Source organism: Pseudomonas sp. zfem004, from assembly GCF_032621715.1.
GTDB lineage: Bacteria > Pseudomonadota > Gammaproteobacteria > Pseudomonadales > Pseudomonadaceae > Aquipseudomonas > Aquipseudomonas sichuanensis.
Genome location: NZ_JAVYJF010000006.1, coordinates 36,006 through 48,680, shown reverse-complemented (window position 1 = coordinate 48,680; position 12,675 = coordinate 36,006). Strand labels below are relative to the sequence as shown.

13 protein-coding genes are annotated in these 12,675 nt (G+C 62.9%); all 13 read right to left on the bottom strand.

The window, feature by feature from the left end:
• Nucleotides 1-24 precede the first annotated feature (24 nt).
• On the bottom strand, nt 25-648 hold the full coding sequence (gene rnhB / locus RTH46_RS08290; RefSeq protein ID WP_316905410.1) for a ribonuclease HII: 624 nt from the start codon (nt 646-648) through the stop codon (nt 25-27).
• Between the two features lies 1 nt (nt 649).
• On the bottom strand, nt 650-1,777 hold the full coding sequence (gene lpxB / locus RTH46_RS08285) for a lipid-A-disaccharide synthase (protein ID WP_316905409.1): 1,128 nt from the start codon (nt 1,775-1,777) through the stop codon (nt 650-652).
• A gap of 1 nt (nt 1,778) precedes the next feature.
• Complete coding sequence (gene lpxA, locus RTH46_RS08280; protein ID WP_153787572.1) at nt 1,779-2,555, bottom strand: acyl-ACP--UDP-N-acetylglucosamine O-acyltransferase; 777 nt, start codon at nt 2,553-2,555, stop codon at nt 1,779-1,781.
• Nucleotides 2,552-2,992, bottom strand: a complete 441-nt coding sequence (fabZ, locus tag RTH46_RS08275; RefSeq protein ID WP_125465208.1) for a 3-hydroxyacyl-ACP dehydratase FabZ — start codon at nt 2,990-2,992, stop codon at nt 2,552-2,554. The genes lpxA and fabZ overlap by 4 nt, the downstream gene beginning before the upstream one ends.
• A 114-nt stretch (nt 2,993-3,106) precedes the next feature.
• Complete coding sequence (lpxD, locus tag RTH46_RS08270; protein WP_316905408.1) at nt 3,107-4,162, bottom strand: UDP-3-O-(3-hydroxymyristoyl)glucosamine N-acyltransferase; 1,056 nt, start codon at nt 4,160-4,162, stop codon at nt 3,107-3,109.
• Nucleotide 4,163: 1 nt separating this feature from the next.
• Nucleotides 4,164-4,667 carry an OmpH family outer membrane protein gene (locus RTH46_RS08265; RefSeq protein ID WP_110992415.1) on the bottom strand — a complete coding sequence of 168 codons (504 nt, stop codon included), beginning with the start codon at nt 4,665-4,667 and terminating at the stop codon, nt 4,164-4,166.
• 44 nt (nt 4,668-4,711) lie between these two features.
• Nucleotides 4,712-7,060 carry an outer membrane protein assembly factor BamA gene (bamA, locus tag RTH46_RS08260; RefSeq protein ID WP_153787570.1) on the bottom strand — a complete coding sequence of 783 codons (2,349 nt, stop codon included), beginning with the start codon at nt 7,058-7,060 and terminating at the stop codon, nt 4,712-4,714.
• A 75-nt stretch (nt 7,061-7,135) separates the two neighbouring features.
• A complete protein-coding gene (gene rseP / locus RTH46_RS08255; RefSeq protein WP_153787569.1) occupies nt 7,136-8,488 on the bottom strand; it encodes a sigma E protease regulator RseP in 1,353 nt (450 codons plus the stop codon).
• A 33-nt stretch (nt 8,489-8,521) separates the two neighbouring features.
• A complete protein-coding gene (ispC, locus tag RTH46_RS08250; RefSeq protein ID WP_153787568.1) occupies nt 8,522-9,712 on the bottom strand; it encodes a 1-deoxy-D-xylulose-5-phosphate reductoisomerase in 1,191 nt (396 codons plus the stop codon).
• Entirely contained in the window at nt 9,709-10,524 is an 816-nt protein-coding gene (locus RTH46_RS08245) for a phosphatidate cytidylyltransferase (protein ID WP_110992419.1), read from the bottom strand. The genes ispC and RTH46_RS08245 overlap by 4 nt, the downstream gene beginning before the upstream one ends.
• On the bottom strand, nt 10,524-11,279 hold the full coding sequence (uppS, locus tag RTH46_RS08240) for a polyprenyl diphosphate synthase (protein ID WP_316905407.1): 756 nt from the start codon (nt 11,277-11,279) through the stop codon (nt 10,524-10,526). Before uppS ends, RTH46_RS08245 begins: the two co-directional genes overlap by 1 nt.
• Nucleotides 11,280-11,294: 15 nt before the next feature.
• Nucleotides 11,295-11,852: a ribosome recycling factor gene (gene frr, locus RTH46_RS08235; RefSeq protein ID WP_316905406.1), complete on the bottom strand. Its 558-nt coding sequence runs from the start codon at nt 11,850-11,852 to the stop codon at nt 11,295-11,297.
• Nucleotides 11,849-12,592 (bottom strand): UMP kinase, encoded by a 744-nt coding sequence (gene pyrH / locus RTH46_RS08230; protein WP_016392310.1) that lies wholly within the window; start codon nt 12,590-12,592, stop codon nt 11,849-11,851. The genes frr and pyrH overlap by 4 nt, the downstream gene beginning before the upstream one ends.
• Between the last annotated feature and the right edge of the window lie 83 nt (nt 12,593-12,675).

Here is a 12,675-nt window from a genome sequence, read left to right as displayed (position 1 = left end):
CCCCGCGATGAAATATGAAAGCTGTCAGATCAGAGCGTTCGGCAGCCCCTCACGGGCTTCCCAGGCAGCCCGCACCGGTGCGAACGAGCGCCGGTGAATCGGCGTCGGCCCAAGCCGTGCCAGCGCCTCCAGGTGCACCGGCGTCGGGTAGCCCTTGTGCCCGCCGATCCCGTAGCCCGGGTAGATCAGCTCGAACGCGCTCATCTCGCGGTCACGGGTCACCTTGGCCAGGATCGACGCTGCGGCAATGGCCGGCACCTGGGAATCCCCCTTGACCACCGGCGCCGCTGGCACCGACAGTTTCGGGCAACGGTTGCCATCGATCAGTGCCAATTTGGGCGTGACGTGCAGCCCTTCGACCGCGCGCTGCATGGCCAGCATGGTGGCTTGCAGGATGTTCAGGCGGTCGATTTCCTCGACCTCGGCGCGGGCGATGCAAAAGCTCAGGGCTTTCTCGCAGATCTCGTCGAACAACGCCTCGCGCTTGGCTTCGGTGAGCTTCTTCGAGTCGTTCAGGCCAAGGATCGGGCGCAGGGGGTCGAGGATCACCGCCGCAGTAACGACCGCGCCGCACAGCGGGCCGCGACCAACTTCGTCGACGCCGGCGACCAGATCCTCGACCAGGTTGAAATCCAGTCCCATCTGCATGTCAGCTATCCTTCAACAGGGCAAGCACCGCGTCAGCCGCCTGATTGGAGGCGTCACGGCGCAGGGTACGGTGGATCTGGTCGAAGCTTTCGGTCTGCTGCGAGCCATCCTTGACCAGCGGTGCCAGGGTCTGGGCCAGGGCTTCGCTGGTGGCGGCGTCCTGCAGCAGCTCCGGTACCAGCAGGCGCTGGGCCAGCAGATTGGGCAGCGACACGTAGGGGCTCTTGACCATGCGCTTGAGGATCCAGTAGGTCAGCGGCGCCAGGCGATAGGCCACCACCATCGGCCGCTTGTACAACATCGCCTCCAACGTGGCGGTACCGGACGCGATCAGCACCGCGTCGCAGGCCGCCAGGGCTGTGTGCGACTGACCGTCCAGCAGGGTCAACGGCAGCTCGCGCCCTGCGAGCATCTGCTCGAGCTGGGCACGCCGCGCGGCATTCGCGCAGGGCAGCACGAAGCGCACGCCTGGCACCAGCTCGACCAGACGCTGGGCAGCATCCAGGAACAGTGCGCCCAGGCGCCCTACTTCGCCGCCACGGCTGCCTGGCATCAGCGCCACCACCGGTCCGGCGGCAAGCCCAAGCTCGCTGCGGGCGCTGGCGCGATCGGCCTCCAAAGGTATGGTGTCAGCCAACGGGTGGCCGACGAACCGCACCGGCACGCCCTGCTCTTCATAGAAGCGCGCCTCGAACGGCAGCAGGGTCAGCATCAGGTCGCAGCCTTCGCGAATCTTCAACACGCGCTTCTGCCGCCACGCCCATACCGATGGGCTGACGTAGTGCACGGTCTTGATCCCGGCCTGACGCAGCTTGAGTTCGATGTTGAGGGTGAAGTCCGGCGCGTCGATACCGATGAAAACGTCGGGCTTTTCGTCGATCAGCGTCTGGATCAGTAGCTTGCGCCGCTTGAGCAACTCACGCAGGCGCCCCAGCACTTCGACCAGGCCCATCACCGCCAGGCGATCCATGGGGAAGTAGGAGGTCATGCCTTCGGCTTCCATCAAGGGCCCGCCGACGCCGATGAAGCGCACATCGGGGTGGCGGGCCTTGATGGCGCGCATCAGACCGGAGCCAAGGATATCGCCGCTGGCCTCACCCGCGACCAACGCAACACAGAGTTGGGCCATATCAGCGGGTGATGCCGCGGGCGGAATCGACGATCGATTTGCGGAACACTTCGACTTCAGGGAACTGGCTGGCCAAATCCTCGAGTTCCTTCAGCGCTTCCTCGACCGTCAGACCCTGGCGATAGACCACCTTGTAGGCGCGGCGCAGAGCGTGCAGCACTTCGTCGCTGAAACCGCGACGGCGCAAACCTTCGAAGTTCATGCTGCGTGCTTCGGCTGGGCTGCCGAATACCGTGACGAAAGCCGGGACGTCCTTGCCGATCGCCGTGCCCATGCCGGAGAAGGCGTGGGCACCAATGTGGCAATACTGGTGGACCAGCGTGTAGCCGGAGAGGATCGCCCAATCACCCACGTGCACATGGCCAGCCAACGCAGTGTTGTTGACCAGGATGCAGTGGTTGCCGATCACGCTGTCGTGGCCGATGTGCGCGTAGGCCATGATCAGGTTGTGGTCGCCCAGGGTGGTTTCCGAACGGTCCTGCACGGTACCGCGATGGATGGTGACACCCTCGCGAATCACATTGTGATCACCGATCACCAGGCGAGTGAGTTCACCCTTGTACTTCAGGTCCGGGGTGTCTTCACCGATGGAGCTGAACTGGTAGATACGGTTGTGTTTGCCAATGCGGGTCGGGCCCTTGAGCACCACATGGGGACCGATGACGGTACCCTCGCCGATTTCCACGTCAGGGCCTACGATCGACCAAGGGCCGACCTCGACGCCGTCGGCCAGCTTGGCCGAAGGATCGATGATCGCCCGAGGGTCAATCGAATTCATAGGGACTGTTCCGCGCAAGTGATTTCTGCCGAGCAGACGGCCTTGCCGTCAACCAGTGCACGGCATTCGAACTTCCAGATCATGCGCTTGCGGCTGATGAACTTGGCTTCCAGCACCAGCTGGTCGCCCGGCAGCACAGGCTGGCGGAAACGCAGCTTGTCGGAGCCGACGAAGTAGTACAGGGTGCCATCAGCCGGTTTGGCATCGAGCATCTTGAAACCGAGAATCCCGGCAGCCTGGGCCATTGCCTCGATGATCAGCACGCCCGGCATGATCGGGTGCGCCGGGAAATGGCCGTTGAAGAACGGCTCGTTGATGCTGACATTCTTGTAGGCACGAATGCTCTGGGCCTCGAAGTCCAGATCCGTCACCCGGTCCACCAGCAGGAACGGGTAACGGTGAGGCAGGTATTCGCGAATCTCGTTGATGTCCATCATTTCGGGGGGAAGCCTGTAATAAGAATAGGGAGCGCAGGTGCTGACCACACGCTCCTTTTGCAGATCCAAAGAGGAGCCAGCTAGCGATTTTGAACGCTTGCTCAGAAAGCGGTATTAGCCTTCTGATGTCGGCTGGCCACCTGAGGTCACTGTATCGACACGTTTTTCCAGCTGCTGCAGGCGCTTGGCCGTCTCGTCCAACTGGCGAATCCGCGCGGCACTCTTGCGCCATTCGGCCAGTGGTTGCATGGCCGTGCCAGAAGAATAGCCGCCCGGCTCGGTGATCGAACGGGTAACCATGGTCATGCCAGAAACGAATACGTTGTCGCACACATCGATATGCCCAACCATGCCGACGCCGCCCGCGATCATGCAATGCTTGCCGATCTTGGTGCTGCCGGAAATACCGACGCAGGCCGCCATCGCCGTGTGGTCACCGACCTGCACGTTGTGGGCGATCTGGATCTGGTTGTCGAGCTTGACGCCATTGCCGATCAGGGTGTCCGACAGCGCGCCGCGGTCGACGGCGGTGTTCACGCCAATCTCCACGTCATCGCCCAGGGTCACGCCACCGATCTGGGCAATCTTCTGCCACACACCCTTCTCGTTGGCGAAACCGAAGCCCTCGCCACCGATCACGGCGCCCGACTGGATGACCACACGCTTGCCGATGGTCACGTCGTGATACAGCGTGACACGCGGCGCAAGCCAGCCACCCTCACCGATGACGCAACGGGCGCCAATGAAGCAATGCGCGCCGACCGTGACGTTCGCACCAATGCGCACGCCGGCTTCGATCACCGCGAACGGGCCGATGCTGGCGCTGGTATCCACCTGGGCGTCCTCGGCTACCACGGCGCTGGGATGAATTCCCGCCACAGCCTTGGGCTTGGGGTCGAACAGGTGCGAAATGCGCGCATAGGCAAGATACGGGTCGGGCACGATCAGTGCGTTACCGGCGTATGCTTCGGCATCCTCGGCCTTGAGCAGCACCGCACCTGCCTGGGCATTGTCCAGGTACTTGCGGTACTGCTTGTTGGCGAGGAAGCTAAGCTGCGCGGGCCCGGCCTCCTGCAAGGTGGCCAGCCCACTGATCTGCAGCGCCTCGGGGCCCTTGAGCTCAGCCCCGAGAGCCTCGGCCAGCTGGCCGAGCGTCATGGTCACGGTCATATCAACGGGCTTGGTTCATGCGCTCGATGACCTGGCGGGTGATGTCGTACTGCGGTTTGACATCGATGACCGCGCCACGCTCGAGCACCAGATCAAAGCCACCCTTCTTGATCACTTCTTCAACAGCGCCGTCCAGCTTGGGCTTGAGCTGCTTGAGCATGTCGCGGTCGGCTACGGCCTTGGCTTCGTTCAGCTCCTTGGACTGGAACTGGAAGTCACGGGCCTTCTGCTTGAATTCGAGCTCCAGGCGCTCACGCTCAGGCTGGGCCATTTTATCGCCGCCCTTGATCAGACGGTCCTGGATGCCTTTGGCGCTGCTTTCCAGGCCCTTGAGCTTGGTCAGTTGCGGGCCGAATTTCTTCTCGGCGTCAACGGCGTACTTCTTGGCCGCGTCGGATTCGAGCAGGGCCATCTGATAGTTCAGCACGGCAACCTTCATTTCGGCGAAAGCCGGGGTGGCGACCAGCGCCGCAGCCACGAGGGCCAGTTGGGTCAACTTACGCACGATGCACTCCTGGATAAACCGTTGTCGTTATGCAAGGGCCGACCTTAGAAGGTCTGGCCCAGAGAGAATTGGAACACCTGGGTGTCGGCGTCGTCCGGCTTCTTGATCGGCATCGCCAGGCTGAAGCTCAACGGGCCCAGCGCGGTGATCCAGGTCACACCCAGACCAACGGAGCTGGCCATGTCGGAGAAACCGACCTTGGCGCAATCCGGCTTGGAGCCGCAATTGGTGTCGAACACGTTACCCACATCCCAGAACACCGAAGTACGCAGGGAGCGCTGGTCCTTGACGAACGGCAGCGGGAACAGAAGTTCTACACCGCCCTGCACCAGCACGTTGCCACCGAACGGCAGTGGATCCTGGTCCGGGTCGGCGATGGTGCCTGGGTTCTTGCCGGTACTTGGGGTACTGCGCGGACCGAGGCTGCTGTCCTTGAAGCCACGTACCGAGTTGAAACCACCCGCGTAGTAGTTTTCATAGAACGGCAGGCCGGAGGTACCGCCGAAGCCATCACCATAGCCCAGTTCAGTGTGCAGGCGCAGGGTGTAGTCGTTGTTGATCGGCTTGAACAGCTGGCCGCGGTAGTCGAGCTTGTAGAACGACAGGTCGCTGCCCGGCACGGTGGTTTCCAGGGTCAGGCTCTGCGAGTGACCACGGGTAGCCAGCACGCCTTTGTTCAGGGTCGATTCGGACCAGCCGACCGAGGCCTTGAAGTTCAGGAAGCTGTCGCCCTCCTCTTTGAGGAAGTCGAAGATCTCGTCCACGGTGTAACGGCCGGTCTTGAGCTTGTCCTGCTGCACGGTCAGGCCGTAGGTCAGGCGCGACGTCTCGCTGATCGGGTAACCGAGGCTGACGCCGGCGCCGAGGCTGTCGACCGCATAGCTGGCCACGTCGACGTCGAGGTCGTCGTAGTTGGTGCTGCGGTAGAAGGCGTTGTAGCCCAGGCTCACACCGTCGGCAGTGAAGTAGGGGTCGACGAAGCCGAAGTTGTAGCGGGTCTGGTATTCCGAACGGGTCAGGCCGATGGACACCTTGTTACCGGTACCCAGGAAGTTGGTCTGGCTGATCGAGCCACCCAGGATCAAACCGGCACTCTGGGCGAAACCGACGCTGGCGGTGATCGAGCCGGAGGCCTGCTCTTCGACGCTGTAGTTGACGTCGACCTGGTCGTCGGTGCCTGGCACCGCCGGAGTCTCGACGTTGACTTCCTTGAAGAAGCCCAGGCGCTCGAGGCGGGTCTTGGACTGGTCGATCAGGTAGGTCGAAGCCCAGCCACCTTCCATCTGGCGCATTTCGCGACGCAGCACTTCGTCTTCGGTCTTGGTGTTGCCGCGGTAGTTGATGCGGTTGACGTAGGCACGCTTGCCCGGATCGACGACGAACATGATGTCGACGGTGTGATCCTGGTCGTTGGGCTGTGGCACGCCGTTGACGTTGGCGAAGGTGTAGCCCTCGTTACCCAGGCGACGGGTGATGAGGTCGGAACTGGTGGTCATCACCTTGCGCGAGAACACCTGGCCTGGCTGTACCAGCAGCAGCGACTTGACCTGGTCTTCCGGGACCTTGAGGTCGCCGGAGAGCTTCACGTCACGCACGGTGTACTTCTCGCCTTCATTGATGTTGACGGTGATGTAGACGTGCTTCTTGTCCGGGGTGATGGACACCTGGGTGGAGGCGATGTCCATGTTGATGTAGCCGCGGTCCAGGTAGTAGGAGCGCAGGCGCTCGAGGTCACCGGACAGCTTTTCGCGGGCGTACTTGTCGTCGTTCTTGAAGAACGACAGCCAGTTGGTGGTTTTCAGCTCGAACAGCTGGCCCAGGGTTTCGTCGTCGAACACCGTGTTGCCGACCACGTTGATGTGCTGGATCGCAGCGACGGTGCCTTCGTTGATCTTGATCTTCAGACCGACCCGGTTGCGCGGCTGTGGCACGACTTCGGCGTCGACTTCGGCCGAGTAGCGGCCCTGGGCCACATACTGGCGCTGCAGTTCGTTACGCACGCCTTCGAGCGTCGCACGCTGGAAGATCTCGCCTTCGGCCAGGCCCGACTGTTTCAGGCCCTTCATCAGGTCTTCGGTGCTGATGGCCTTGTTGCCTTCGATCTCGATGCTGGCGACCGACGGGCGCTCGACCACATTGATGATCAGGACATTGCCGTCGCGATTCAGCTGGATGTCCTGGAAGAAACCGGTCTTGAACAGCGAGCGGGTGGAGTCGACCAGACGGCGGTCATCGACCTGATCGCCGACGTTCAGCGGCAGGGCGCCGAACACGCTGCCGGCGGAAACCCGCTGCAGGCCGTTGACACGAATATCGGAGATGGTGAAGGACTCGGCGTGAACTTCAGCGATCATCAGTGCGGAGAGGACCGCAGTTAGCAGCAGACGTTTCATGAAGTCCTTTTATTCCAACTGGCAATAAACTACCCGCCGCGATGAGGCAGCAGGTTTCGCGATTGAGCGAAGCTTTTATAGTCGACCCAGATCGTTGATCAGGGCGAGCAACATCACCCCTATGACCAAACTGATACCGATCTGGACCCCCCAACCCTGCACCCGATCCGAGAGCGGACGACCGCGCGCCCACTCGATCAGGTAGAACAGCAAATGCCCCCCATCCAGTACTGGAATGGGCAGCAAATTCAGAACCCCCAGGCTTATGCTCAGGTAGGCCAGGAAATTCAGGAAATCCCCAACGCCCGACTGGGCTGAAGCGCCCGCCACTTTAGCAATGGTTATCGGTCCGCTCAAGTTTTTTACCGAGAGCTCCCCGAACAGCATTTTCTTCAACGATTCAAGGGTCAGGACGCTCATGCTCCAGGTCCGCGAAAGGCCCTCGCCCACGGCCTCGAGCGGGCCGTAGCTGACTTCGCGGAGCATCTCTGGCGGCCATTGCGCACCTTTCACACCGGCACCCAGATAACCACCGGTGGCCTGGCCTTCGCCCTTGCGCGCCAGCGTTACCGGCAGCTCCAGCTGCGCGCCGTCACGTTCGATGCGCACATCGACCTTTTGTTCAGGGCGGGCGCGAACGGCATCGACCACCTGCTGCCAGTCAGCCAACGCCACGCCATCGAGGGCCAACAGCTTGTCGCCGGTCTTGAGCCCTGCCGCTGCGGCAGGGCCCTTCGGATCGATCTCGGCCAGTACCGGCGTCACTGCCGGGCGCCACGGGCGCAGGCCCAGCGACTGGATCGGGTCGGGCTCATCGACGCCCTTGAGCCAATGGCTCAGCTGGATATCACGCTGCTGCGGGGCCGTTGCACCTGCATCGAGCACCCCCACGCGCAGGGTGCCGCTCTCGCCGAGGCGACGCACCAGTTGCAGGTTGACCGCCGACCAGCCATTGGTCGGCTCACCATCAATCGAGACAATTTCCTGACCCGCGCTCAAGCCGGCCACAGCCGCCAGGCTGCCCGACTCGACAGTGCCGATAACCGGGCGCACTTGCTGGGTGCCGAGCATGGCAATGACCCAGAAGAACAGGATGGCGAGCAGGAAGTTGGCGATAGGGCCGGCGGCAACGATGGCGATGCGCTGGCGCACCGACTTGCGGTTGAACGATTGCTCGATCAGCGCTGGCGGAACCTCGCCTTCGCGCTCGTCGAGCATTTTGACGTAGCCACCCAGGGGGATGGCTGCCACCACGAACTCGGTACCCTGCTTGTCATGCCACCGCAATAATGGCGTGCCGAAGCCTACCGAGAAGCGCAGAACCTTGACGCCACAGCGCCGCGCCACCCAGAAGTGACCGAACTCGTGAAAGGTGACCAGCACACCCAATGCCACCAGGGTGCCAACAATCATGTACAGCGCAGTCATGTGCTATCTCCGCAAGACGTTCGGTGCTGCCGCTCAGCGGCCGTGGCGCCTGAGCCACTCACGGGACAGCTCCCGCGCACGCTGGTCGGCGGCGAACACCGCATCGAGCGTGGCAACCGGCACCACAGGCTCTTGTTCGAGCACCTGTTCGATCATACCCGCGATCTCCGGGAAGCGGATACGCCGCGCCAGGAACGCGTCCACCGCCACTTCGTTGGCGGCGTTGAGCACCGCTGGCGCACTATTGCCCGCCTCGGCAGCCTGACGCGCCAGGCGCAGGCAAGGGAAGCGCTGTTCGTCGGGGGCCTGGAAATCCAGACGGGCGATGGCGAACAGGTCAAGTGGTGCAACCCCCGAATCGATACGCTCCGGCCAGGCCAAGGCGTTGGCAATCGGGGTACGCATGTCCGGGTTGCCCAGCTGGGCGAGCACCGAGCCATCGATATAGTCGACCAGCGAGTGGATCACGCTTTGCGGGTGCACCACCACCTCCACGGTCGCAGGCGTCGTATCGAACAGCCAGCAGGCCTCGATCAGCTCCAGGCCCTTGTTCATCATGCTGGCCGAATCGACCGAAATCTTGCGCCCCATGGACCAGTTGGGATGGGCACAGGCTTGTTCAGGCGTGACATCCACCAGCGCCGCCGCAGGCATTTCGCGGAACGGGCCGCCCGAGGCGGTGAGCAGGATGCGTCGCACCCCCACCGCGCTCAGGCCGCGGGCGTAGTCGCCGGGCATGCACTGGAAGATCGCATTGTGCTCGCTGTCGATCGGCAACAGCACGGCGCCACTGCGACGCACGGCGTCCATGAACAGCGCGCCGGACATCACCAGCGCTTCCTTGTTGGCCAGCAGTACCTTCTTGCCCGCCTCGACGGCCGCCAGGGTTGGACGCAAGCCTGCGGCGCCAACGATGGCCGCCATCACCGCATCCACTTCCGGCGCGGCCGCGACCTGGCACAACCCCGCCTCGCCCTCGAGCACTTCGGTGGCGCAGCCCGCAGCAGCCAGGCCTTCACGCAGACGGATGGCCGCTTCGGCGCTCGGCACCACGGCGAACGCCGGACGATGGCGTTCGCACAGCGCCAGCAACTCGTCGACACGGGAGTAGCCGGTCAGGGCGAACACCTGGTAGCGCTCGGGGTGTCGGGCAATGACATCCAGGGTACTCAGGCCGATGGAGCCGGTGGCGCCCAGCACCGTTATGCGCTGCACGGCACTCACAGCACACCCCACTCGGCGGCCCACAGCAGCACGGCGAACATCGGAATGGCCGCGGTCAGGCTGTCGATACGGTCGAGCACGCCACCGTGGCCGGGCAGCAGGTTGCTGCTGTCCTTGATCCCTTCACGGCGCTTGAACATGCTCTCGGTCAGGTCACCGACCACCGAGGACATGACCACTACCACTGCACCCAGCAGGCCCAGCAGCAACTGGCCAAGGCTCCAGTCGCGGTACAGGGCGACGCCCAGGCTGATCAGCAGGCTGACGGCCAGCCCACCGTAGACACCTTCCCAGCTCTTGCCCGGGCTGACCTGCGGCGCCAGCTTGCGCTTGCCGAAGGCACGCCCCGAGAAGTAGGCGCCGATGTCAGCGGCCCAGACCAGCACCATGACCGCCAGGATCAGCCAGTTGCCCTGCGGCCAGTGCTTGAGCAGCACCAACCCCTGCCAGGCCGGCAACAGGATCAGCAGGCCGATCAGCAAACGACAGGCGGCGCTGGTCCACAACTCGTTGCTGCGCGGGTAGGTCAGCACCAGCCAGGTGGCCAGCGCCCACCAGATGACCGAGGCACCCAGCACCCAGGGCGCGAGGTCGGGCATCAGGTAGAGCAGCATCAGCGCGCCAGCGACCACCGCGGCATAGGCAATGCGCAGCGGCTGGGCCACCAGCCCGGCCAAGCGCGCCCACTCCCAGGCACCCAGCGTGACCACGAAGCCGATGAACAAGGCGAAATCCCCACCGTTGAGCAGGAAGAAACCGCCCAGCGCGACCGGCAACAGGATCAGCGCAGTAATGATGCGTTGTTTAAGCATTAAGCACGGGCTCCGGCTTCGACCTGCTCGCTGGTCTTACCGAAGCGGCGCTGGCGCGAAGCGAAATCGGCCAGCGCGTTACGCATGGCCTCGTGTTTGAAGTCCGGCCAGAACAGGTCGGAGAAGTACAGCTCGGCATAGGCCAGCTGCCACAGCAGGAAGTTGCTGATGCGACGCTCGCCGCCGGTACGGATGCACAGGTCGGGCAGCGGCAGGTCGCCGGTGGCCAGGCAGGTCTGCAACAGCTCGGGGGTGATGTCGTCCGGGCGCAGATGACCGGCCTGGACTTCCCGCGCCAGGCGTTGGGCTGCCTGGGCGATATCCCACTGACCACCGTAGTTGGCGGCAATCTGCAGGATGAACCGATTGCTGCCGGCAGTGGCCGCCTCGGCCTCGCGCATCGCTGCCTGCAGTTCAGGGTGGAAGCGCGAACGGTCACCAATGATGCGCAGGCTGATGTTGTTGTCATTCAGCCGCTTGGCCTCGCGGCGCAGTGCCGAGAAGAACAACTCCATCAACGCACCGACCTCTTCGGCCGGGCGCTGCCAGTTCTCGCTGGAGAAGGCGAACAGGGTCAGTACTTCGACCCCGGACTCGGCGCAGACTTCGATGACCGCACGCACGGCATCGACACCCGCCTTGTGCCCGGCAACGCCGGGCAACAGGCGCTTCTTCGCCCAGCGATTGTTGCCATCCATGATGATCGCGACGTGACGCGGCACCGAAGACAGTGCCGCCAGCTTGGTCTTTTCCATTAAAAAACCTCGGCCTTAGACGGCCAACAGGTCCTTTTCCTTGGCTTTGTACGCGGCGTCGACTTCGGCGACGAACTTGTCGGTCAGCTTCTGGATTTCATCAGCGGCGCGACGTTCTTCGTCTTCGCTGATTTCCTTGTCCTTGGTCAGCTTCTTCAGCTCGGCAAGGGCATCGCGACGCACGTTGCGCACGGCAACCTTGGCATCTTCGGCAACGCCGCTGGCCTGCTTGGTGTAACCCTTGCGGGTTTCCTCGGTCAGGGCCGGCATCGGTACACGGATGGTGGTACCGGCGCTGGACGGGTTCAGGCCCAGGTCGGAGGTCAGGATGGCCTTCTCGATGGCTGCACTGAGGTTCTTGTCGTGGGCGACGATCTTCAGGGTGCGGGCATCTTCGACGGTGATCGCGGCCACCTGGTTCAGCGGCATGTCGCTACCCCAGGCCGGAACCTTGACGCTATCCAGGATGCTTGGGTGGGCACGGCCGGTGCGGATGGCAGCCAGGTGGCGACCCAGCGCCTCGATGGACTTGCCCATGCGGTCCTGGGCGTCTTTCTTGATGTCGTTGATCATTTCTGAACTTCCTCGATCAGGGTTCCTTCAGCGCCGCCGTGCACGATGTTCAGCAGGGCGCCAGGCTTATTCATGTTGAAGACGCGCAGCGGCATCTTGTGGTCGCGGCACAGACAAATTGCCGTCAGGTCCATTACACCCAGCTTGCGATCCAGCACTTCATCGTAGGTCAGATGATCGAACTTCTCGGCATGCGGGTCTTTGAATGGATCTGCAGTGTATACACCATCGACCTTGGTTGCTTTCAATACTACGTCGGCATCGATTTCGATGGCGCGCAGGCAAGCGGCGGAGTCGGTGGTAAAGAACGGATTGCCGGTACCGGCCGCGAAGATCACGACTTCTTTCGCGTTCAGGTGACGCATGGCTTTGCGGCGATCATAGTGATCGGTCACACCGACCATGGAGATGGCCGACATGACGATGGCGGTGATGTTCGCACGCTCCAGCGCGTCGCGCATGGCCAGGGCGTTCATCACGGTTGCCAGCATGCCCATGTGGTCGCCGGTGACACGGTCCATGCCGGCTGCACTGAGCGCCGCGCCACGGAACAGGTTGCCACCACCGATCACCAGACCGACCTGAACACCGATACCGACCAGTTGGCCAACTTCCAGCGCCATGCGATCCAGGACCTTGGGGTCGATCCCGAACTCTTCCGAGCCCATCAGGGCCTCGCCGCTCAGTTTGAGTAGAATGCGTTTATAGCGAGCCTGATAACCACTGCCCTGCTGAGCCATTGCGAATCTCTCCTGCGGCGTTTGTAAAATTCTGGCGGGCTGTTTCAGCCTGCGCGTAACTCTAGCGTGACGCACGCTTGTGC